18 protein-coding genes are annotated in these 22,098 nt (G+C 63.9%); 10 read left to right on the top strand and 8 right to left on the bottom strand.

The window, feature by feature from the left end; translation table 11 throughout:
- Positions 1 to 87: 87 nt before the first annotated feature.
- On the top strand, positions 88 to 324 hold the full coding sequence (locus tag ASF66_RS17650) for a DUF1127 domain-containing protein (protein WP_056844786.1): 237 nt from the start codon (positions 88 to 90) through the stop codon (positions 322 to 324).
- A gap of 9 nt (positions 325 to 333) precedes the next feature.
- Here ASF66_RS17650 and ASF66_RS17645 read toward each other — a convergent pair whose 3' ends face one another.
- Entirely contained in the window at positions 334 to 1,626 is a 1,293-nt protein-coding gene (locus ASF66_RS17645; RefSeq protein ID WP_056844785.1) for an NAD(P)/FAD-dependent oxidoreductase, read from the bottom strand.
- A gap of 123 nt (positions 1,627 to 1,749) precedes the next feature.
- On the opposite strand from ASF66_RS17645, the gene ASF66_RS17640 reads away from it, so the two are divergent.
- Positions 1,750 to 2,103: a YkgJ family cysteine cluster protein gene (locus tag ASF66_RS17640; protein ID WP_049860352.1), complete on the top strand. Its 354-nt coding sequence runs from the start codon at positions 1,750 to 1,752 to the stop codon at positions 2,101 to 2,103.
- Between the two features lie 10 nt (positions 2,104 to 2,113).
- On the opposite strand, the gene ASF66_RS17635 is transcribed toward ASF66_RS17640, so the two are convergent.
- Positions 2,114 to 2,602, bottom strand: coding sequence for an Lrp/AsnC ligand binding domain-containing protein (locus ASF66_RS17635; protein ID WP_043192202.1), 489 nt, complete (start codon positions 2,600 to 2,602; stop codon positions 2,114 to 2,116).
- A 156-nt stretch (positions 2,603 to 2,758) separates the two neighbouring features.
- Here ASF66_RS17635 and dadA point away from each other — a divergent pair, with 156 nt between their 5' ends.
- The 3 genes from dadA to ASF66_RS17620 all read left to right on the top strand — a co-directional run bounded on the left by dadA (position 2,759) and on the right by ASF66_RS17620 (position 5,880).
- The gene (gene dadA, locus ASF66_RS17630) at positions 2,759 to 4,060 is read left to right on the top strand and encodes a D-amino acid dehydrogenase (RefSeq protein ID WP_056844784.1); all 1,302 of its coding nucleotides are present in this window, start codon (positions 2,759 to 2,761) and stop codon (positions 4,058 to 4,060) included.
- A 78-nt stretch (positions 4,061 to 4,138) separates the two neighbouring features.
- Positions 4,139 to 5,206 carry an alanine racemase gene (gene alr / locus ASF66_RS17625; RefSeq protein ID WP_056844783.1) on the top strand — a complete coding sequence of 356 codons (1,068 nt, stop codon included), beginning with the start codon at positions 4,139 to 4,141 and terminating at the stop codon, positions 5,204 to 5,206.
- Positions 5,207 to 5,331: 125 nt separating this feature from the next.
- The gene (locus tag ASF66_RS17620; protein WP_049860349.1) at positions 5,332 to 5,880 is read left to right on the top strand and encodes a cupin domain-containing protein; all 549 of its coding nucleotides are present in this window, start codon (positions 5,332 to 5,334) and stop codon (positions 5,878 to 5,880) included.
- Positions 5,881 to 5,922: 42 nt separating this feature from the next.
- Here ASF66_RS17620 and ASF66_RS17615 read toward each other — a convergent pair whose 3' ends face one another.
- The gene (locus tag ASF66_RS17615) at positions 5,923 to 6,417 is read right to left on the bottom strand and encodes a GNAT family N-acetyltransferase (RefSeq protein ID WP_056844782.1); all 495 of its coding nucleotides are present in this window, start codon (positions 6,415 to 6,417) and stop codon (positions 5,923 to 5,925) included.
- Between the two features lie 117 nt (positions 6,418 to 6,534).
- Here ASF66_RS17615 and ASF66_RS17610 point away from each other — a divergent pair, with 117 nt between their 5' ends.
- Positions 6,535 to 8,466 (top strand): acetyl-CoA hydrolase/transferase C-terminal domain-containing protein, encoded by a 1,932-nt coding sequence (locus ASF66_RS17610; protein WP_056844781.1) that lies wholly within the window; start codon positions 6,535 to 6,537, stop codon positions 8,464 to 8,466.
- 18 nt (positions 8,467 to 8,484) lie between these two features.
- Here the strand turns inward: ASF66_RS17610 and ASF66_RS17605 are convergent, their stop codons facing one another.
- Positions 8,485 to 9,057: a xanthine phosphoribosyltransferase gene (locus ASF66_RS17605; RefSeq protein WP_049860346.1), complete on the bottom strand. Its 573-nt coding sequence runs from the start codon at positions 9,055 to 9,057 to the stop codon at positions 8,485 to 8,487.
- A 58-nt stretch (positions 9,058 to 9,115) separates the two neighbouring features.
- A complete protein-coding gene (gene rep / locus ASF66_RS17600) occupies positions 9,116 to 11,125 on the bottom strand; it encodes a DNA helicase Rep (protein ID WP_056844780.1) in 2,010 nt (669 codons plus the stop codon).
- Between the two features lie 214 nt (positions 11,126 to 11,339).
- Here rep and ASF66_RS17595 point away from each other — a divergent pair, with 214 nt between their 5' ends.
- Positions 11,340 to 13,010, top strand: coding sequence for a putative bifunctional diguanylate cyclase/phosphodiesterase (locus ASF66_RS17595; RefSeq protein WP_049860344.1), 1,671 nt, complete (start codon positions 11,340 to 11,342; stop codon positions 13,008 to 13,010).
- On the opposite strand, the gene ASF66_RS17590 is transcribed toward ASF66_RS17595, so the two are convergent.
- Positions 12,991 to 14,370: a NorM family multidrug efflux MATE transporter gene (locus ASF66_RS17590; protein WP_056844779.1), complete on the bottom strand. Its 1,380-nt coding sequence runs from the start codon at positions 14,368 to 14,370 to the stop codon at positions 12,991 to 12,993. The two genes, ASF66_RS17595 and ASF66_RS17590, sit on opposite strands and share 20 nt — an antisense overlap.
- 218 nt (positions 14,371 to 14,588) lie before the next feature.
- Here ASF66_RS17590 and ASF66_RS17585 point away from each other — a divergent pair, with 218 nt between their 5' ends.
- Positions 14,589 to 16,580 carry a methyl-accepting chemotaxis protein gene (locus tag ASF66_RS17585; RefSeq protein ID WP_056844778.1) on the top strand — a complete coding sequence of 664 codons (1,992 nt, stop codon included), beginning with the start codon at positions 14,589 to 14,591 and terminating at the stop codon, positions 16,578 to 16,580.
- Positions 16,581 to 16,588: 8 nt separating this feature from the next.
- On the opposite strand, the gene hglS is transcribed toward ASF66_RS17585, so the two are convergent.
- Together hglS and ASF66_RS17575 are read right to left on the bottom strand one after the other, a co-directional pair.
- Positions 16,589 to 17,962: a 2-oxoadipate dioxygenase/decarboxylase HglS gene (gene hglS / locus ASF66_RS17580; RefSeq protein WP_056844777.1), complete on the bottom strand. Its 1,374-nt coding sequence runs from the start codon at positions 17,960 to 17,962 to the stop codon at positions 16,589 to 16,591.
- 121 nt (positions 17,963 to 18,083) lie between these two features.
- On the bottom strand, positions 18,084 to 18,971 hold the full coding sequence (locus tag ASF66_RS17575; protein ID WP_056844776.1) for a LysR substrate-binding domain-containing protein: 888 nt from the start codon (positions 18,969 to 18,971) through the stop codon (positions 18,084 to 18,086).
- 131 nt (positions 18,972 to 19,102) lie between these two features.
- Here ASF66_RS17575 and amaB point away from each other — a divergent pair, with 131 nt between their 5' ends.
- Both amaB and amaA read left to right on the top strand, forming a co-directional pair.
- Complete coding sequence (amaB, locus tag ASF66_RS17570; protein ID WP_049860339.1) at positions 19,103 to 20,593, top strand: L-piperidine-6-carboxylate dehydrogenase; 1,491 nt, start codon at positions 19,103 to 19,105, stop codon at positions 20,591 to 20,593.
- Positions 20,594 to 20,747: 154 nt separating this feature from the next.
- The gene (gene amaA, locus ASF66_RS17565; RefSeq protein ID WP_056844775.1) at positions 20,748 to 22,034 is read left to right on the top strand and encodes an L-pipecolate oxidase; all 1,287 of its coding nucleotides are present in this window, start codon (positions 20,748 to 20,750) and stop codon (positions 22,032 to 22,034) included.
- The last annotated feature ends 64 nt before the right edge of the window (positions 22,035 to 22,098 follow it).

Raw genomic sequence — 22,098 nt, 5'->3', positions numbered from 1 at the left:
AAACATAAGCGCTTTTTGAATCTGTATTAAGCGGTGTCGGCTGCGGCACCATGGCCTTGCTGTCCAAACACTTCAAGGAGAAAGGCCATGAACGGCTTGAGCGATGTACGTCTGCTGCTACGCACCGAAGAATTGCTGGAAGAGCCGAAGCTGCGCTCGCGCACGCCGTGCGCACCGGCAGGCCTGGGGCGCTGGGCGCTGATGCTGCATCACTTGCGCACGCGTCCGGCCCTGCTCGAACTGGACGAGGATCAGTTGCGCGACATCGGCCTGGACGCGCAGCAGGCCCGTCGCGAAGGCTTGAAGCCGTTCTGGCGTTCGTAGCGAAGCGGTCTAGCCCAGCTCCTTGAACCGGTGCCAGAGCATGCCCAGCGCCAGCAGGGGCGAGCGCAGGTAGCGGCCGCCGGGAAAGGTCATGTGCGGCACTTTGGCGAACAGGTCGAAGCCGCGGCTGGCCTGGCCACTGATGGCTTCGCCGAGCAGTTTGCCCGCCAGGTGCGTGACGTTCAGCCCGTGCCCGGAATAGGCCTGGGCATAGAACACGTTGGGCTGCTCCTTGAGCCTGCCGATCTGTGGCAGACGGTTGGCGCCGATGCCGATCATGCCGCCCCATTGATAGTCGATGCGCACATTGGCCAGTTGCGGGAACACATCGAGCATCTTGGGCCGCATGTATTCGGCGATGTCCTTGGGATCGCGCCCCGAGTAGTGACAGGCGCCGCCGAACAGCAGGCGCCGATCGGCGGACAGTCGATAGTAGTCCACTGTCACCCGCTGGTCGCACACCGCTATGTTGCGGGGCAGCAGCTGCCGTGCCTGTTCGGCATCCAGAGGCTCGGTGGCGATGATGTAGCTGCCGGCCGGCAGCACCTTGCCGCTCAGCTGCGGGTTGAGATCGTTCAGATAGGCGTTGCAGCCCAGCACCAGGAAGCGTGCCCGCACCTGGCCTTGAGCGGTGTGCACGCGCACTTGCGGGCCATATTCGATACGCTTCACCCGCGAGTGCTCGAAGACCTGCACACCCAACTGCCGGGCCACTTCGGCCTCACCCAGGGCCAGGTTCAGCGGATGCAGGTGGCCGGAGCCCATGTCGACCAGACCGCCGTGGTAGCGATCCGAGCCGACCACGCTGTGCATGTCCTGCGCCTCGACGATTTGCAGCTCGTGAGCGTAGCCCAAGCTGCGCAGTGCTTCTGCTTCCTCCATGAAACCCTGCAACTGAGCTGGTTTGTTGGCCAGATCGCAGTAGCCCCAGGTCAGGTCGCACTCGATACCATGGCGGTCGACCCGCTGGCGGACGATCTCGACCGCTTCCAACCCCATCAAGGTCAGGTCGCGCACACCGTCGTCGCCGATGATCTTGCGAAACTGTTCCAGATCGTGGCCGACGCCGCGAATCAGTTGCCCACCGTTGCGCCCGCTGGCACCCCAGCCAATCTGGTGGGCTTCGAGCAGGGCCACGCTGAACCCCCGCTGCGCCAGTTCGATCGCGGTATTCAGCCCGGAGAAGCCACCGCCTACCACGCACACATCGACGCTGATCTCGCCCTGCAAGGACGGGTATACCGGCTGCCGATGCAGACTGGCGGCGTAGTACGAGGCGGCGTGCTCGGCGCGAGCGTTCATGTGAGTGGTCCTGGTAGCAATGGTTTGAAAGGGGTGTACGGAAAATTCGACGCAGCATAAGCCGGGGTTTCCCATGGCGGCAACCGCGCGGCACAATGGCGCCTCGTCCACGCGGTGACCGTCATGAGTTGCAACAGCCACAAGCTTCGTTTCCTGCGCGAGCAGATTCCTTCGTTCGAATGCGTGCCGGGATGCCATGACTGCTGCGGGCCGGTGACCACTTCATCCGAGGAAATGGCGCGCCTGCCGCGCAAGACGGCCGCTGAACAGGAGGCCGCGCTGGCCCGGTTCGACTGCGTGCATCTGGGGCCGCAGGGGTGCACGGTGTATGAAGAGCGCCCGCTGATCTGCCGGCTGTTCGGGACCACGCCGACGCTGCCATGCCCCAATGGACGGCGTCCGGTGGAGATGATCGACCCCGCCGTGGAGCATCAGGTGCACAAGCTGATCGCCAGCACTCGCCAGGTGCTGGTCTGAAGCGTCTGGATCAGTCCGGCACCGGCAGGTTCAAGCTCTCCTTCACTTCTTCCATGACGATGTAACTCTTGGATTCGCGCACATGGGGCAGTTTCAAGAGGATGTCGCCCAGCAGCTTGCGGTAGGACGCCATCTCGGAAATGCGTGCCTTGACCAGATAGTCGAAGTCACCCGACACCAGATGGCACTCCAGCACATGAGGCAGTTTGAGCACCGCGCGGCGAAATTCCTCGAAGGTGTCGCCCGACTTGTAGTCCAGGCTGATCTCGACGAACACCAGCAGGCTTCCGCGCAAATGCTGCGGATTGAGCCGGGCGTAATAGCCCATGATGATGCCTTCGCGCTCCAGACGGCGGACTCGTTCGGTGCAGGGTGTGGTGGACAGGCCGACCTTCTCGCCCAGTTCGGTGAACGACATGCGTCCGTCAGCCTGCAGGATCCGCAGGATATTGCGGTCGATCTTGTCGAGTTCGCGTTTGCTCTGGTGCTGGGTACGCACAGGCGATGCCCCTCCGTTAAAGCGTCAATGGCCGAGAATTCTCGCCAAATATAGCCTTGCATACAGTGAAAAGCACTGGTTCGACCTTTTTATACTGCCCACATCTTCGGACCTAACATCTTACGTCAGCGGATTTCCGCGATGAGGGCGACACACATGCGCGTTCTGGTACTCGGTAGTGGTGTGATCGGCACCGTCAGTGCCTATTATCTGGCCCGGCAAGGCATGGAAGTGACCGTGGTCGATCGCCAGCCGGCCGTCGCCATGGAAACCAGCTTCGCCAATGCCGGGCAGGTTTCGCCGGGTTATGCGTCGCCCTGGGCGGCGCCGGGCGTGCCGCTCAAGGCCATCAAATGGCTGCTGGAACGCCATTCACCGCTGGCGATCAAGCTGACCGGCGATGTCGATCAGTACCTGTGGATGGCGCAGATGCTGCGCAATTGCACCGCCAGCCGTTATGCGGTGAACAAGGAGCGCATGGTGCGCCTGTCCGAGTACAGCCGCGACTGCCTCGACGAGCTGCGCGCCGAGACCGGCATCGCCTACGAAGGCCGGACCCTGGGCACCACCCAGCTGTTCCGCACCCAGGCGCAACTGGACAACGCCGCCAAGGACATCGCCGTGCTGGAGCAGTCCGGCGTGCCCTACGAGCTGCTCGACCGCGAAGGCATCGCCCGCGTCGAGCCGGCCCTGGCGTCGGTCACCGGCATTCTGGCCGGCGCCCTGCGGCTGCCCAACGACCAGACCGGCGACTGCCAGATGTTCACCACCCGCCTGGCGCAGATGGCCAGGGATCTGGGTGTACAGTTCCGCTTCGGCCAGTCCATCGAGCGCCTGGACTTCGCCGGCGACCGCATCAACGGCGTCTGGATCGACGGCAAGCTGGAAACCGCCGACCGCTACGTGCTGGCACTGGGCAGCTATTCGCCGCAGTTGCTCAAGCCGCTGGGCATCCGGGCACCGGTGTACCCGCTCAAGGGCTACTCGCTGACCGTGCCGATCACCGATGCGGCGATGGCGCCGACCTCGACCATTCTCGACGAGAGCTACAAGGTGGCGATCACCCGGTTCGACAACCGCATTCGCGTCGGCGGGATGGCCGAGATCGCCGGTTTCGATCTGAGCCTGAATCCACGTCGTCGCGAAACGCTGGAAATGATCGTCAATGATCTCTACCCGCAGGGCGGTGATCTGACTCAGGCCAGTTTCTGGACCGGGCTGCGGCCGACCACCCCGGACGGCACGCCGATCGTGGGTGCCACGCCATTCAAGAACCTGTTCCTCAACACCGGCCATGGCACGCTGGGCTGGACCATGGCATGTGGTTCGGGACGCTTGCTTGCCGACCTGATCGCGCGTAAAAAGCCGCAGATCAGCGCCGCCGGCCTCGACATATCGCGCTACGGACAGCCACACGAAACGGTTCGCCAGGGTCAGTCGGCGCCGGCGCATTCGTAACTGTTGGTCCTGGATCGCCGCCCCGCGCGGCGGCCCCTCGACCTGTACACCCTTCAAACCTTGCAAAAGAAGCCCGCCATGCGTCCAGCCCGCGCCCTGATCGACCTCTCCGCCCTGCGCCACAACTACCGACTGGCACGCCAGATGAGTGGGGCGAAGGCGTTGGCTGTGGTCAAGGCCGATGCCTACGGGCATGGCGCGGTGCGTTGTGCCCAGGCGCTGGAAGGCGAGGCGGACGGGTTTGCCGTGGCCTGCATCGAGGAAGCCCTGCAGTTGCGTGCGGCGGGTATCACCGCGCCGGTATTGCTGCTCGAAGGATTTTTCGAAGCCAGCGAACTGCCATTGATCATCGAGCATGGGCTGTGGTGCGTGGTGCATTCGTTGTGGCAACTGGAAGCCATCGAGCAGGCACGCTTGAGCCAGCCGTTGCAGGTCTGGTTGAAACTCGACTCGGGCATGCACCGTGTCGGCCTGCATCCCAAGGATTACCAGGCCGCCTATCAGCGCCTGCTGGCCAGCGGCAAGGTGGCCAAGATCGTGCTGATGAGCCATTTCGCCCGCGCCGATGAGCTGGACTGCCCCAGCAGTACCGAGCAACTGGCCGTGTTCGACACGGCGCGGCAGGGGCTGAGCGCCGAGATCAGCCTGCGCAACTCCCCGGCAGTGCTCGGCTGGCCGCAGATTCCCAGTGACTGGGTGCGCCCCGGCATCATGCTTTACGGGGCCACACCGTTCGAAACCGCGACCTCTGCCAGTGCCCAGTTGCAGCCGGTGATGACGCTGCAGTCCAAGGTCATCAGCGTGCGTGAACTGCCTGCGGGGGAGGCCGTGGGCTACGGCGCGCGCTTTGTCACCCAGCGGCCGAGCCGGATCGGCGTGGTGGCCATGGGTTATGCCGATGGTTACCCGCGCCTGGCGCCCAATGGCACGCCAGTGCTGGTCGATGGCGTGCGTACCGTGCTGGCGGGGCGGGTATCGATGGACATGCTCAACGTCGACCTGACCGATGTGCCCCAGGCGGGCGTCGGCAGTACGGTCGAGCTGTGGGGCAAGCAGGTGCTGGCCAGTGACGTCGCCCAGGCCGCTGGCACCATTGCCTACCAGATCTTCTGCAACCTGCGCCGCGTGCCTTTGCAGTACGTTTAGCCCAGCGTCTGGGCGCGCCATGCGCCCGGGCCGACCCATCGCCCGCCAATGTGTTGTAAATCCCGAACGCTGTTGCCATGATACCGGCCATCATGAACTGCTCAGCATTCCAGGAGGCTTTCGCATTGGACGTCGGCGAACGACTGCAAGCCATTCGCAAACTCAAGGGTTTGTCCCAGCGTGAACTCGCCAAACGAGCGGGCGTCACCAACAGCACCATTTCCATGATCGAGAAGAACAGCGTGAGTCCCTCGATCAGCTCGCTGCGCAAGGTGCTGGGCGGGATTCCAATGTCCATGGTGGAGTTCTTTTCCGAAGAACTGCAGGCCGAGCGGCCAACCCAAGTGGTCTACAAGGCCAACGAGCTGATCGATATCTCCGACGGCGCGGTGACCATGAAGCTGGTCGGCAAGGCCCACCCCAGCCGGGCCATCGCCTTTCTCAGCGAGGTCTATCCGCCGGGTGCCGACACCGGTATGGAAATGCTCATGCACGAGGGCGAGGAGACCGGCATCCTGGTGGAAGGGCGCCTGGAGCTGGTGGTCGGTCAGGACACCTACGTGCTCGAAGAGGGCGACAGCTACTACTTCGAAAGCAGCAAACCGCATCGCTTCCGCAACCCGTTCGATACGCCCGCCCGCTTGATCAGCGCCGCCACGCCGGCGAATTTCTGAGTCGGCCGGTCGCGCTGATCATTTTCTGGTCTGCTCCGAGCGTCAACTCGCAGGTGTTTGCAGCACATCGAACGCTTGATCACCGAGTTTGAAATCGGCGATGACGTCCATGCCCAGTTTTTGATGGGCCTTCAGCGAGCCAACATTGCTGCGGTTGATGAACAGCAATCCACGGCGCTCCCCCATGTAATGACACAGCTTTGTGTAGAGCGCCTTGGGCAGGCCTTGGCCGCGCATGGAGGCATCCACGCAGATGGGGCCGTAGGCGTAGGCATCATCGATGGCCGGGCAGGCGGCGAACATGGCCTTGACGGGCGGCGCGGCGTCTTCAGCGTTTTCGGCACTGAACAGCACGCCTTTGACCTGCTCGCCGTCGATAGCGACTATGATCGGCGTACCCGTTTCGACCCATGTGCGCACCACGGCTGCAGACCAGTCGCCATACAGGGTGCCACCGTTGGCGGCTGAGTTGGCAATCAGCAGGCGGGAGATGCTCACGGAATCGTCGGGAGTGGCAAGGCGAAGTTCAAGCGTCACGGGCATGTCCTGGAGGGTGTGGTCGGTTCGCTCAACGGCCGGTGGCAGCGGCAGCTGTGCAACAATCCCAATAGGATAGCGGTCCAACCTGCAAATAACAGGTCAGGAGACCAAAGCATGGTGCATCGGTGTTCCATCGAAGTGGCCGTGGACCAGGTGCTGCAGCGTTTGCCCACGCATATCCACATGGGCATGCCGCTGGGCCTGGGCAAGCCCAACCGCTTCGTCAACGCGCTGTATGCCCGCATCAAGGGCCTGCCCGAGCGGCGCCTGACGATCTATACCGCACTGGTGCTGGGCCGCCCGCCCCTGGGCGACGGCCTGCAGAAGCGCTTGCTCGAACCCTTCGTCGAGCGTGTGTTCGGTGATTACCCCGAGTTCGAGTTTCTCGCCGACCTGCGCCGTGACGAGCTTCCCTCCAACATCACGGTACAACAGTTCTTCATGCAACCAGGCAGCCTGCTGGGCAGCACGACGGCGCAGCAAAGCTACATCAGCAGCAATTACAGCCACGCCGCGCGCGACATCAATGCCAGGGGGCTGAATCTGGTGGCGCAACTGGTCAGCCAGGATCCCGAAGATGCCGGCCGCCTGAGCTTGAGCTGCAATCCGGACATCACCCTGGACCTGCTGCCGATGATCGAAAGGCGTCGTGCGGCCGGCGAAACCATTCTGATTCTGGGCCAGATCCACGAGGCCCTGCCGTTCATGCCCGGCAGTGCTGAGATCGACAGCGAGGCGTTCGATCTGCTGATCGACGGTGCCGAGCAGTCGACGCTGTTTTCCACGCCGAACATGCCGGTCGGTGTGCAGGATCATTTCATCGGTCTGCATGCCAGCACACTGGTGCGCGACGGTGGCACGCTGCAGATCGGTATCGGGGCGATGGGCGATGCGCTGAGCGCCGCCCTGCTCGCGCGTCAGGCCGACAATGCCGGCTACCGGGCGTTGCTCGATGAACTCGACCTGTCGCCCTGGCAGGCGTTGATCCAGGCCGAAGGCGGCGTCGAGCCCTTCGCTACCGGCCTGTATGGCTGCAGCGAAATGTTCGTCAACGGCCTGCTGGCCCTCGCCGAAGCGGGGGTGATACGCCGCAAGGTGTACCCGGACGTGGCACGCCAGGCCGCGGCAAACGCCGGTGTGCTGCACGCCGATGAGGACCGGGACGGGGTGGTGGTACACGGCGGTTTCTTTCTCGGGCCGAACAGTTTCTACGAGCGACTTCGGCAGATGCCGGCGGCAAGCTTGGCCCGCTTCGACATGACCGCGATCAGCTACATCAACGAGCTGTATGGCGACGAGCAGCTCAAACGTCTGCAACGACGCGATGCGCGGTTCATCAATACCGTTTTCACGGCGACGGTGATGGGCGCGGCCGTGTCGGACCAGCTCGAAGACGGGCGGGTCATCAGCGGCGTGGGCGGGCAGTACAATTTCGTCGTCCAGGGGCACGCCCTGGAGGGCGCACGTTCGGTGCTGATCCTGCGCAGCTGGCGGGAGTCGGCGGGTGTCATCAGCTCCAACGTGCTGTGGGACTACGGTCACTGCACGATTCCACGGCACCTGCGCGACATCGTCGTGACCGAGTATGGCATTGCCCAGTTGCGCGGGCGCACCGATGCCGAGGTGATCGAGGCGATGATCAACATCAGTGATTCGCGCTTCCAGCCCAGCCTGATCGACGAGGCCCAGCGCGCTGGCAAATTGAGCAAGGATTTCGTGCTCGATCCGCGCTTTGCCAACAACACCAGCGAGCGTTTGCACGAGATTCGCGAGCGGCATGCCTCTCTGTTCCCGGAGTATCCGCTGGGGTGCGATTTCACCGATGAGGAGAAGGACTTGCTGCGCGCGCTGAACTGGCTCAAAAGCAAGTTCAAGCTCAGCGAGATGCTCGAACTGGGCAAGGCGGCGCTGGAGGCACCCGAGGCCAGCCGCTACCCTCTGCACCTGCAGCGCATGGGCCTGGATCAGCCTCAGGGGTTGCGCGAGGAACTCTACCAACGCCTGGTACTGGCCGCCCTGCAGGAGACCGAAAACCCGGCGCTCTAGGCGCCGCGGTGGGTCAGGTCACTCCACGAAGGTCACGACGCCATTGGCCAGCGACTGTACCCGGGCCAGGGATTCCACGCGATAGCCTTGCGCATCGAGTTCGGCGCGGCCGCCCTGGAAGGACTTCTCGATGACGATACCCAGTCCGGCCAGTTTGGCGCCGGCCTGGTTGATGATCGAAATCAGCGCCTGCGACGCTTTGCCGTTGGCCAGGAAGTCGTCGATCACCAGCACGGTATCGTTGCTGTTCAAATGACGCGGCGAAATGGCCACCGTGCTTTCCGTCTGCTTGGTGAACGAATACACCGAGGCCACCAGCAGGTTTTCCGTCAGCGTCAGCGACTGGTGCTTGCGCGCGAAGATCACCGGTACGCCCAGGCGCAGGCCGGCCATGACCGCCGGGGCGATGCCCGAAGCCTCGATGGTAACGATCTTGGTGATCCCGGCATCGGCGAACCGGCGGGCGAATTCGTCGCCGATCTGCTGCATCAAGAGCGGATCGATCTGGTGGTTGAGAAAGGCATCGACCTTCAATACCTGATCGGAAAGCACGATGCCTTCTTCGCGAATCTTTTTGTGCAGAGCTTCCACGGTGGTTCCTCGATGTACCAATGTGCGCAGGCCGGCTGTGGCCTGGGCAGGGTTGAATTCAGCGTTTGAGCATGGCGCGGATATCGGCCAATGCGGTATTGCCGCGCACGGCTTTGACTTCCGTGGGCGTGTCGTCGTTACCTTCCCAGGCCAGGTCGTCGGGCGGCAGTTCATCGAGAAAGCGGCTGGGTGCGCAATCGATGATCTCGCCGTACTGCTTGCGCTTGGCGGCGAAGGTAAAGGCCAGGGTCTGCCGCGCGCGCGTGATGCCCACGTAAGCCAGGCGGCGTTCTTCCTCAATGGTGTCAGCCTCGATGCTGGAGCGGTGCGGCAGGATTTCCTCTTCCATGCCCATGATGAACACGTAGGGAAATTCCAGGCCCTTGGACGCATGCAGGGTCATCATCTGCACGCCCTCGGCGCCGTCCTCTTCTTCCTGCTGCCGTTCGAGCATGTCGCGCAGCACCAGCTTGCCGATCGCTTCCTCGACCGTCATGGCGCCGTCTTCGTCCTTTTCCAGGGTGTTCTTCAAGGCCTCGACCAGAAACCACACGTTGCTCATGCGGTAGTCGGCGGCCTTTTCACTGGAACTGTTGGTGCGCAGCCACTGCTCGTAGTCGATGTCCATGACCATGCTGCGCAGCGCCCCGATCGGGTCATCACCGGCGCACTGCTCGCGGACCTTGTCCATGTAGCGCTTGAAGCGGCTCAGGCGATCGGTGAAGCGCGCGTCCAGATGCTCGCCCAGGCCGATCTCGTCGGTGGCCGCGTACATCGAGATCTTGCGCTCGGTGGCATAGTTGCCGAGCTTTTCCAGGGTCGTGGAACCGATTTCCCGGCGCGGCACGTTGATCACTCGCAGGAAGGCGTTGTCGTCGTCCGGGTTCACGATCAGGCGGAAATAGGCCATCAGGTCCTTCACTTCCTGACGCCCGAAGAAGCTGTTGCCGCCACTGAGCCGATAGGGAATCTGGTGGTGCTGCAACTTCAGCTCGATGAGCTTGGCCTGGTAGTTGCCCCGATAGAGGATGGCGAAATCGCTGTAGGGCCGGTCGGTGCGCAGGTGCAGGCTGAGAATCTCGACGGCCACGCGCTCGGCTTCGGCATCCTCGTTGCGGCAGCGGATCACGCGGATTTCATCGCCGTGCCCCATCTCGCTCCACAGCTGCTTCTCGAAGGCGTGCGGGTTGTTCGAAATGAGTACGTTGGCGCAGCGCAGGATGCGGCTGGTGGAGCGGTAGTTCTGCTCCAGCATGACCACTTTCAGCGACGGGTAGTCGTCCTTGAGCAGCATCAGGTTTTCCGGGCGCGCGCCACGCCAGGCATAGATGGACTGGTCGTCGTCGCCGACCACGGTGAACTGGTTGCGCGTACCGATCAGCAGCTTCACCAGCAGGTACTGGCTGGCGTTGGTGTCCTGGTACTCGTCCACCAGCAGATAGCGAACCTTGTTCTGCCACTTCTCGAGGATGTCCGGATGTTCCTGGAACAGCTTCACCGGCAGCAGGATGAGGTCGTCGAAGTCCACCGCGTTGAACGCGCGCAAGGTGCGCTGGTAATGGCTGTAGACGATGGCTGCGGTCTGTTCCTTCGGGTTGCGAGCCTGCTCCAGGGCCTGGGGCGGCAGTATCAGGTCGTTCTTCCAGGCGCCGATCATGTTCTTGATCTCGTCGACGCCGTCCTCGCCCGAGTACTCTTTTTGCATGATGTCGGTCATCAACGCTTTCACGTCGGCTTCGTCGAAGATCGAGAAGCCCGGCTTGAAGCCCAGCCGCGCGTGTTCCTTGCGGATGACGTTGAGGCCCAGGTTGTGGAAGGTCGACACGGTCAGACCCCGCCCTTCGCCGCTGCGCAGCAGGGTGCCGACGCGCTCCTTCATCTCGCGCGCGGCCTTGTTGGTGAAGGTCATGGCGACGATGTACTGGGCACGAATGCCGCAGTTCTGGATCAGGTGGGCGATCTTGCGGGTAATCACGCTGGTCTTGCCGGAACCTGCACCGGCGAGCACCAAAAGAGGGCCGCCGACGTAGTTCACGGCTTCTTGCTGCCGGGGATTGAGTCGGGACATGACGGGAGTCACTGACGAAATGGCCGCGCATTTTAGCACCGCTGGTCCAACTGTGCCGCGACCGCAGATCCATTAAAATTTGCCGGTTTGTCGACTTTGCAGCAGGATGTGGTTACACGTTGACACGTACTTTGGATTGGGTCTGGCCCGAGCTGTTGCCGAGGCCGTTTTTAAGCGCTATCGAATGACTGTGAAACTGTCCCAAGGAGCTCGTTTGTCTACGCCTGTCGAACCCGCGCGGCTGTTGCTGCTGGCCCAGGATCGCACCTGGGCCACGTCGTTGCGCGAGTGCCTGGCGCCCCTGGGCGATGTGGCCACGTTGATCGAAGCGTCATCCTGGGACACGGTGGCCGGGCAGTTCGACAATCAGCCCGGCACCCTGTTGCTGGCGACCCCCGAGCGGCTGCCGGCACCCGGGCGCTGCGCGCTGCCGGTGGTGCTGCTGCTCACAGAGGAGCCTGCGCAACCGCCGCCCGGCGCCAGCGACTGGCTGGTGCTGGGCGAGCTCAACAGCGATACGTTGCGCCGCTGCCTGCGCCATGCGCGCGAGCGCGGCGTGCTGCAGGACACCCTGCAACGCCTGGCCGAACAGGATCCCTTGACCGGCATCGCCAACCGTCCCGGTTTCCAGACCCTGCTCACCGCCCGCCTGGCCGAACAGGAAGGCCGTGGCGTTGCCCTGGGCCACCTGGACATGGACAACTTCCGCCATGCCAACGATGCGCTGGGACACCAGGCCGGCGATCGGCTGATCCTGCAGGTGGTGGCACGCCTGAAGAAGCAGCTGGAGGCGGGCGATCAGGTGGCCCGCCTGGGCAGCGACGAGTTCGCCCTGCTGCTCGACACCCGCCGCGACCCGTCACGGGCCGAGCGCCTGGCGGCCAACATCATCGAGGCCATGGCCGAACCCTATTACGTCGATGGCGAGAGCCTGCTGATCGGCTGCAGCCTGGGCATCGCCCATGCCCGCGCCGGCGCCGGTGCCGACCCGCTGATGTGGCACGCGCACATCGCCATGCAGCAGGCCAAGAGCACCCAGGGCTGCAGCTACCATCTGTTCAACGAACGCATCAACCGCCATGCGCGCAGCCTGGCCGACCTCGAAAGCGAGCTGCGCCGTGCCTTGCGGCGTGACGAGCTGGAACTGCACTACCAGCCACGGCTGGACCTGAGCGGCAATACCATCGTCGGTCTCGAGGCCCTGGTGCGCTGGCGGCATCGCGAACGTGGCGTGCTCGCACCCGGCGAGTTCGTGCCGCTGGCCGAGCAGAGCGGGTTGATCGTGCCGATGGGCTACTGGGTCATCGCACGGGCCCTGCGCGACATGCAGACCTTGCGCGAAAGCGGCTTCGAACCCTTGCACATGGCGATCAACCTGTCGTTCCGGCAGTTTCAGGACAGTCAGTTGCTCAGCACCCTGGGACGGTTGATCGCCGAGCGCGGCATCGATGCCGGCTGGCTGGAGTTCGAACTCACCGAAACCGCGGTCATGCGCCGCAACGATCTGGTCAAGCAGACCATGGACGCGTTGGGCCGTCTAGGCGTGCGCTTTTCCCTCGACGATTTCGGCACCGGCTTCTCTTCGTTCGTTCACCTCAGCAGCCTGCCGATCGCCTTGCTCAAGATCGACAAGAGCTTCGTCAGCGGCATGGAGCAACGTCCTGAAAACAGCAAGCTGGTGCACGCCATGATCAACCTGGCGCACAACCTGGACCTGAACGTCGTGGCCGAAGGCGTCGAGACGCCCGAGCAGTTGGCGTTGCTGCGCGATTTCGGCTGCGACCAGGTGCAGGGCTATCTGATCAGTCAGCCCTTGCCCCTGGAGCAGTTGCAGGCATTCCTGCGTTTCGGCCAGGCTCAGGCCGTCAGGTCGCCAGCGCCGTAGGCGTGGCCAGCCGGCGCAATCGACGCATGCGCCACTCGAACGCCAGGGTCAGGGTAACGGCCGAACACAGCAGACCCAGCGCCAGCCCCCACCAGACGCCCACCGCGCCGAGCTGGAAATGGAACGCCAGGCTCCAGGCCGCGGGCGCACCGATCGCCCAGTAGCAGAACAGCCCGACCAGAAAGGTGGTCTTGGCGTCCTTGAGGCCACGAATGGCCCCCATGGCGATGGTCTGGATGCCATCGAACATCTCGAACCAGGCCGCCACGGCCAGCAGACTGATGGCCAGCTCGATGACACCGTGGAAGGCCGGATCGGAGCGGTCCAGAAACACCCCGACCAAAGGCCCCGGCGCGAGCCAGAACAGCAGGGCGAAGCCCAGCATCACCACGGCGCCGAGGCTGATGCCGACCCGCCCGGCCAAGCGCGCGGCCAGCAGGTGCCCGGCGCCGTAGTGCTGGCCGATGCGCATGGTCACCGCATAGGACATGCCCGCCGGCACCATGAAGGCCACCGAAATGATCTGCAGGGCGATCTGGTGCGCAGCCAGCGGCGTGGTGCCCATGGTGCCGATGCACAGCGCGGCGAAGGCGAACAGGCCGACCTCCACGGCATAGGTGCCGCCGATCGGCAGGCCCAGGCGCCACAACTCGCGCAGGGCGTTCAGGTTTGGCCGGGCCAGCCCCTTGAGCAGCGGGTAGGGTGCATAGGCACGGTGAAAGCGAATGTACAGGGCCAGGGCAATCGCCATCAGGGTGCTGATGATCGCCGTGACCATGCCGATGCCCACCAGACCGAGCTTGGGCAAGCCGAACATGCCTTCGATGAACGCATGGTTGAGCAGGTAGTTGGCCACGGTGGCGATGATGCTGATGACCATCACCGGCGTGGCGCGACCCAGCGCGGCGGTAAAGCCGCGCAATGCCATGAAGCTCAGGTTGCCCGGCAAGGCGAACGGCAGCAGCAGGAGGAACTGGGTAGCGAAGGCGACGTTGGCCGGGGTCTGCCCGAGCATGGACAGCACCGGCCCCAGGTTCCACAGCAGCACGGCCGCCACGGCCGCCATGCCCCAGGCCAGCCAGAGCCCGGCCTGGGTCAGGCGGGCCACGCCTTGCTGGTCGTCGGCACCCTTGCGGATCGACACCAGCGTACCGACCGCAGCGATCACGCCGATGCAGAAGATCGACACGAAGGAATAGCTGGCCGCCCCCAGGCCGCCACCGGCCAACGCCTCGGGGCTCAGGCGTGCCATCATCAAAGTATCGGTCAGGACCATCAGCATGTGGGCCAGTTGCGAGGCGATCAGCGGCCCCGCCAGCCGAAGCAGGGCTCGAAGTTCGATACGGATCGTGGCATGCATGATGAAGCTCGGTCGGCTCAGGAATGGGACGCTGGATTCTCGGCCTTGTGGCAGCGCAACGCAAATGTACGTGTGCCGGCCATGCCGCAGTATCGCGCTCAAGTATTCGTTCGGATCGCCGATGTAGCAGTGACTATAAGATCAAGGATGACAGGTGCTCGACAGGTCTGGACCATCCCTGGCACTGCCGCCACGCACACGATTCTCAGGAGCTTCACATGTCGCAACCTCGCGCTCGTATCGCCACGCAACTGGGCATCGCCCTGGCCGTGATTCTGGCGATCGTCATCACCGGCAGCACGGCCTTTGCCTTGCGCTCACTGGACATCGCCAACCTGGCCATTCGCGAGCAGCACATGGCCAGCGAGGCGAGGTTGCTGGCCGACCAGCTCAGCACGTTTCACAGCACCTTGCGCGACAGCACCCAGCGCTTGAGCGGGCTGTTCGAGAAGCGCTTCTCTGGTGGTCTGAGTGTGGACACAGGTACGCAGGTCACCGTGGGCAACCAGCAGACGCCAAGCCTGCGCCTGGGCAGCCAGACGCTGAACAACGATTTCACGGAAGTCGACGACTTCAAGCAGCTCACCGCGGGCGTTGCCACGGTCTTCGTGCGCAGCGGCAGCGAATTCGTGCGCATCAGCACCTCGCTGACCAAGCAGGACGGTAGTCGCGCCATCGGCACCGTGCTCGACCATGCCCATCCTGCCTACAAGCGCTTGCTCGACGGCCAGAACTACATCGGTCGCGCGGTTCTGTTCGAACGCTCCTACATGACTCAATACACACCCGTGCGTGATGGCTCAGGCCAAGTGATTGCGGTGCTCTTCGTCGGCTTCGACTACACCGATGCGCAGAATACCCAGTTCGCCAACCTGCAACGCTTCCGCATCGGCGAGACCGGCTCCCTGGCCCTGCTCGACGAGCAGAACCGCTGGTTGGTGCCGCCGGCCAACGTCAACGACCCGGACGCTGCGGCCAAGACCTTGGCCGATCTGGCGCGTCTGGATGGCAAGGGCCGACTGTGGAACGACGGCAAGCAGGACATCTTCTCCGAAGCGGTGACGTTTACCGGGGGACCCTGGAGTGTGGTGGCAAGCATGCCCAAGGCTGAAATCAATGCCGTGACCTGGAACGTCGGCACTCAACTGGCGATCGGCAGCCTGCTGGCGATGCTGATCGCGGTTGGCGCCGCGATCTGGCTGTTGCGCAGCAAGCTGCGACCACTCGGTGAGCTGGTGCGCCAGGCCGAAGCGCTGGGTGCAGGCGATCTGGATGCCCGCCTGAAGGTGTCCAGCCACGACGAGATCGGCCAGCTGGCCAGCAGTTTCAACCACATGGGTGAAGCCCTGTCGAACATGGTGGTGCACATCCGCAACGCCGCCCATGAGGTCAGCGGTCGCGCGCAAATGTTGTCGAGCCTGTCGGCGGGCGCCTATGAAGGCATGGAGCACCAGTCCGGCGAGATTTCCAGCATGGCCGGCGCTGTCGAGGAATTCAGTGCGACGTCCCTGGACATCGCCGACAACATGGGCCACACCCAGCGTCTGGCCCAGGACAACGCCCAGCAGACCCGCATCGGCCGCGCCTCGATGGACGAGGCATCTAATTCGCTGGAGCAGATTGCCGGCGCCCTGAACAGCACCGCTGGGGTCATCAACACCCTGGGGCAGCGCTCGCAGGAAATCGGCGGCATCGTCGGGGTGATCACCTCGATTGCCGAGCAGACCAACCTGCTGGCCCTCAACGCTGCCATCGAAGCCGCCCGTGCCGGTGAGCAGGGCCGTGGCTTCGCCGTGGTCGCCGACGAGGTGCGCAGCCTGGCCTCGCGCACGCGCCAGGCCACCGACGAAATCTCCGGCATGATCGGCAGCATTCAGAAGGAAACCGCCAACGCCATCAGCACCATGGACCAAGGCAACGTGCTGATGCGCGAAGGCCTGACCCGCAACGCCAAGGTCGCCCAGGCGCTCGCCCAGATCGACGAGCAGAGCCGGTCGGCGGGGCATCAGTTCGATGCGATCAGCACCGCGACCCAGGAGCAGAGCAGCACCGCCACCATGCTCAGCAGCAACCTGCAGAGCATTGCCATGACCAATGGCGAGCAGCGCGAAGTGGTCTCCAACCTGGCGCAGACCGCTCGCGAGCTCGAAGGGCTGGCGGCGGAACTGCGTCAGGAAGTGAATCGCTTCCGGGTGGGCGGTGCCCGCTAGTGGCGGGATCAGCTTAGCGAAGACAGGCCCAATGCTTGGGCGCAATCGTCCAGCGAGCGCTGCTGGGTTTGCGCGTACAGCGCGAGCTCATCGAGCACCGCGCGCCCCAAGGCCTGATGAAACGCCTCCTGGCTCGACCCCAAACCGTACTCGGCCTGGGCATCGTCGCCCAGGTTGGATTGGAAGATGCCGGCGGCACTGACCGGCAGGAAGTCTTCGTACACCAACGGTTCGCAACGGATGGCGCCGTTGTCCAGCAGTCCCTGCAGTGTGGTTTCGCCCGCACTCGGCTGGCCGCTGGCGAAGTAGCGGAAGAACGCCAGGTCCTGCTCGCGCATCTGCGTCAGGTCATCGGGAAACTCACCGAACTGCTCAGCCAGAAGGCGCATGTATTCCTCAGCGTTGGTCTCGCTGGGAAACCCGGCCAGTGCGGTGCGCGAAGCGTTCAGCAGGCGGTCGTACAGTTCGCGTCCCTTGGGCGTCAGTGCCGCGCCGCGTTGCTCGATCTCGCCGAAGCGCGCGGTGTGGCTGCCTTCGGCGCCAGCCGTTGGGTCGGTGAACGCAACTTTTTCCTGCAACGCCTTGAAGCTGGTCTGACGCAGCAGAATGGCATGACGACGTTGCGGCGGCCCTTCGATCACGGCCTTGGGCGTGATCCCGCGAGCGGGCATCAGCGCCTGCACTCTATCGATGTCCAGCGTGCGCGGTGTCAGGTGATTGATGTGCGGCCCCTTGAAGGCCACCACGTCGGCGATCAGACGATGGGCGTCGTGCAGGCTTTGATACTGGGCTGCGGTCACCGTGGCGTCGTGGTGCCAGCGGAAGGTTTCCAGGGCCTGCTCGACGAAGGCGTCGGAGCTGGCCTGATCGAGGCCGCCATCACGCTCGAAGCGCTCGATCAACGCCAGGCACGGCTGGGTGAAGATCTGCCGCTGTTCCAACAGTTGCCGGGCCTGTTCGCGTAGCGCCGCGTCTTCGATCAACTCCAGGCGCAGCAGCGAGGTGAACACGCGAAAGGGGCTCATTTGCAGTGACTGTTCGTGTACCGCCCGAAAGGCCGTCGAGTGCACAGGTACCCCCGCCGACGTCAGGTCGTAGTAACCCACCGGCTGCATGCCCATGACCGCGAACAGACGGGCGATGGTCGCCAGTTCCGCGGCGGTGCCGACCCGAATCGCTCCGTGGCGTTCGGTATCCAGGCGCTCGATCTCGCCGGTACGGGCCAGGGATCGGGCCAGCTCCGCCTGTTGCTCGAGGCACTGACGATTGACCTCGCCGACCAGGCTCATCAAGTCGCCGTACAACGGCACTTCTTTCTTGTACATCTCGGACATGGCGCGGGAAAACGCGGCACGGGTCTGGTCGGGACTGACGAAGGGCATGGCGGACTCCAGGCGCAAAGGGCTGGGAGTATGAAAGCGGGGAATGACCTGAACGATCAAGCGAAAAAAAGTGCGGGGGTCATTCCTGCAAGTCGGCATCGCCGCCGATCAGCCTGGGTTGTCAGGACGGGACCTGATCGAGGATCCAGTCGACCAGCGCACGCACTTTCGGGACTTCCGCCGCATGCTCGGCAAACGCCACGAAATGCGCGCCCTGGCTGCTCATGGTGTGCGGCCAGGGCATGACCAGATCGCCGTTGGCCAGGTGGTTCTCCACCAGATAACGCGGCACCAGCGCCACGCCACAGCCGGCAAGCGCTGCGCTCAGGCACATGTAGAAGGTATCGAAACGGGGACCGTGGTAACTGTTCTGGGCGCTCAGGCCCTGCTCCAGAAACCACTCGTGCCACGCTTCGGGCCGCGACGTGCATTGCATCAGCACCTGCTCGGCCAGCTCCTCGGCGTTGCTCAGCGGCTGGTCGAGCAGGTCGGGTGCGCAGACCGGCACCACCTGATCGTCGAACAGCTCGATGCAGGTCGCCCCGGGCCAGGTGCCCTGGCCGAAGAAGAAACCCACGTCCGCCTTGGCCTGCAGCAACGCGAACGGCTCCAGTTCGTTGCGGATGTCCAGATGAATATTGGGGTGCGCCTTGCCGAAACCCTTGAGCTTGGGGATCAGCCAACCCACGCCGAAGCTAGGCTGGGTGGCCACGGTCAGTACTTCGGTTTCATCGCCGTAGGACAAGATGTAGCGGCTGGAAATGTCCACCTGGGTGAGGATCTTGTTCACCTCGGCCAGATACAGCGAGCCCGCCGGGGTCAGTTGCAGGCGTCGGCGAATGCGCAGGAACAGGTGATGGCGCAACATGTCTTCGAGCTGTGCGACCTGCTTGCTGACCGCACTCTGGGTCAGGTGCAGTTCTTCCGCCGCGCGGGTGAAGCTCAGGTGGCGGGCGGCCGCTTCGAAACACTGCAAGGCCGTCATCGAAGGAACAAGGCGTTTTGACATGGAGGCATCGGCGCAAGGTCATGAGGTGAGGGAATGATATATGGAATATTGCTCCGTTGTGGTGGTCTGGCCCGCGGATTAATACTGATCTCAATTCGTTCTTATCGTTAAAGCCTTGTGAGGAGAAAACAATGGTCGATGGCCTGCTCGAAAGCCTGGGTGTTGCGGCGAGTGCATTCAAGGATGGCAACCATCCCGTGCATACCCCGATCGATGGCAGCCAGATCGCCTCGGTGAGCCTGGAATCCAAGGCGCAGGTCGTCGACAAGATCGCTCTGGGGCACGAGGCGTTCCTGGCCTGGCGCACCGTGCCGGCACCGCGTCGCGGCGAGCTGGTGCGCCTGTTCGGTGAAGTCCTGCGCGCCCACAAGGCCCAGCTCGGCGAGCTGGTGTCGATCGAAGCCGGCAAGATCACCCAGGAAGGTCTGGGTGAAGTGCAGGAAATGATCGATATCTGCGATTTCGCCGTCGGCCTGTCTCGTCAACTGTACGGTCTGACCATCGCCTCCGAGCGCCCTGGCCACCACATGCGTGAAACCTGGCAGCCGCTGGGCGTGGTGGGCGTCATCAGCGCGTTCAACTTCCCGGTGGCGGTGTGGGCGTGGAACACCGCCCTGGCCCTGGTGGCCGGTGATTCGGTGATCTGGAAACCGTCGGAAAAGACCCCGCTGACCGCGCTGGCCTGCCAGGCACTGTTCGACAAGGCCCTGGAGCAGTTCGGCGATGCACCCAAGGGCCTGGCTCAACTGATCATCGGTGATCGCGAAGCCGGCGAAGCTCTGGTCGACGACCCACGCGTCGCGCTGGTCAGTGCCACCGGCAGCACCCGCATGGGGCGCGAAGTCGGCCCACGGGTCGCCGCGCGCTTCGGCCGCAGCATCCTCGAACTGGGCGGCAACAACGCCATGATTCTGGCCCCCAGCGCCGACCTCGACCTGGCCGTGCGCGGCATCCTGTTCAGTGCCGTGGGCACCGCAGGCCAGCGCTGCACCACATTGCGCCGGGTGATTGTGCACAGCTCGATCAAGGACGAAGTGCTCGCTCGGGTCAAGGCGGCTTACGCCAAGGTGCGTATCGGCGATCCGCGCAAGGACAACCTGGTCGGCCCGCTGATCGACAAGCCATCCTTCGACGCCATGCAGGGTGCCCTGGCCAAGGCGCGTGACGAGGGTGGCGAAGTGTTCGGTGGCGAGCGTCAGTTGGCCGATCAATACCCGAACGCCTACTACGTGGCCCCGGCCATCGTCGAAATGCCGGGGCAGTCGGACGTAGTGCGCCACGAAACCTTCGCGCCGATCCTGTATGTCTTGAGCTACGAAGACTTCGACGAGGCCCTGCGCCTGAACAACGAAGTGCCACAGGGCCTGTCCTCGTGCATCTTCACCACCGACCTGCGCGAAGCCGAGCGTTTCCAGAGCGCGGCCGGCAGCGACTGTGGCATCGCCAACGTCAACATCGGCACCAGTGGCGCGGAAATCGGCGGCGCTTTCGGTGGCGAGAAGGAAACCGGTGGCGGCCGCGAATCCGGCTCCGATGCCTGGAAGGCCTACATGCGCCGCCAGACCAACACCGTCAACTACTCGCGCGAGCTGCCGCTGGCCCAGGGCATCGTGTTTGATTGATTGATGGTTGAGTGATGTGGTGGCGGGGCTGGCGCTATCGCGGGCGGAACCCGCTCCCACATCTTCGCTGCAATGGAGATCCCTGTGGGAGCGGGCTCTGCCCGCGATAACGGCGGCGCGGTCCGAACCCGATTTCCCTGGCTTGGAATGAGTCATGAGCGAACTACGGCAACAATGTCTTTGGGAACACATCACCGCCAGGCCCCCTCACACGGCGGCTCTGGCCAGTGTGGTAAAGGCGGATGTCTGCGTGATCGGCGGCGGTATCACCGGGTTGTGCGCGGCCATCGAATTACTGGAGCAGGGCAAGCGGGTGGTGCTGCTCGATGCCAGTGAAATCGGCACGGGCGGCTCGGGGCGCAATGTCGGGTTGGTCAACGCTGGCACCTGGATCCCGCCCGACGAAGTCGAGCAGACCCTGGGCAGTGCCGTGGGCGGCCGCCTCAACACCGTGCTCGGCGGGGCGCCGGCCGAAGTCTTCGCGCTGATCGAACGCTATGGCATCGACTGCCAGGCCCACAACGACGGCACCTTGCACATGGCTCACAACGCCAATGGCGTGGCCGATCTGAAATCGCGCTGCGAGCAATGGCAGCGGCGGGGCGCTGACGTAGAGCTGCTCACCGGGGCGCAATGCGTCGACTACTGCGGCACCGAAAAGATCGAAGCGGCCCTGCTCGACCGCCGCGCCGGCACCATCAACCCCATGGCCTACACCCGTGGTCTGGGCGCGGCGGTTCAGCGTCTGGGCGGGCAGGTGTTCCAGCACTCGCCGGTACTGGGTCTGGAACAACAAGCCGGGGGCTGGCTGGTGAAGACCGCCAAGGGCGAAGTCAACGCCGACAAAGTGCTGATTTCCACCGGTGCCTATACCGAAGGCGACTGGTGCAACCTGCGCGGCCAATTCTTCCGCGGCTACTACTATCAGGTCGCTTCCAAGCCCCTGCATTCGACAGCCGCCGATGCCGTGCTCAAACATGGGCAAGGCTCCTGGGATACCCGCCTGGTGCTGAGCAGCATCCGCCGCGACGACGACGGCCGTCTGTTGCTCGGCAGCATGGGCCGGGTGGACAACAAACCCGCCTGGTTCATCCGCCGCTGGGCCGACCGTATCCAGACCCATTACTTCCCGCAACTGGGCAAGGTCGACTGGGAAATGCACTGGACCGGCTGCATCGACTTCACCCCCGACCACCTGATGCGCCTGTTCGAACCCGCTCCAGGGCTGGTGTCGGTGACCGGCTACAACGGCCGCGGCAACACCACCGGCACCGTCGTGGGCAAAGCCTTGGCGCAGTTTTTGTTGCATGGCCAGGCCGACAAGCTGCCCCTGCCGTTCTGCGCCGACAAACCGGTGTCGGCAGCTGGTTTGCGTACCGGCGTCTACGAAACCGGCTTCTCCCTCTACCACGCCGGGCAGGTCCTGCGCGTCGTTCTGTAACCGACAGATACACCGCACCCACCGCCGACGCGGTAATGCATGAATGCCTGATCCCCTGTAGCAG

The sequence above is a fragment of the Pseudomonas sp. Leaf129 genome, assembly GCF_001423465.1.
In the GTDB taxonomy this organism is placed as follows: domain Bacteria; phylum Pseudomonadota; class Gammaproteobacteria; order Pseudomonadales; family Pseudomonadaceae; genus Aquipseudomonas; species Aquipseudomonas coleopterorum.
This window is presented reverse-complemented; position numbering and strand designations above follow the sequence as displayed.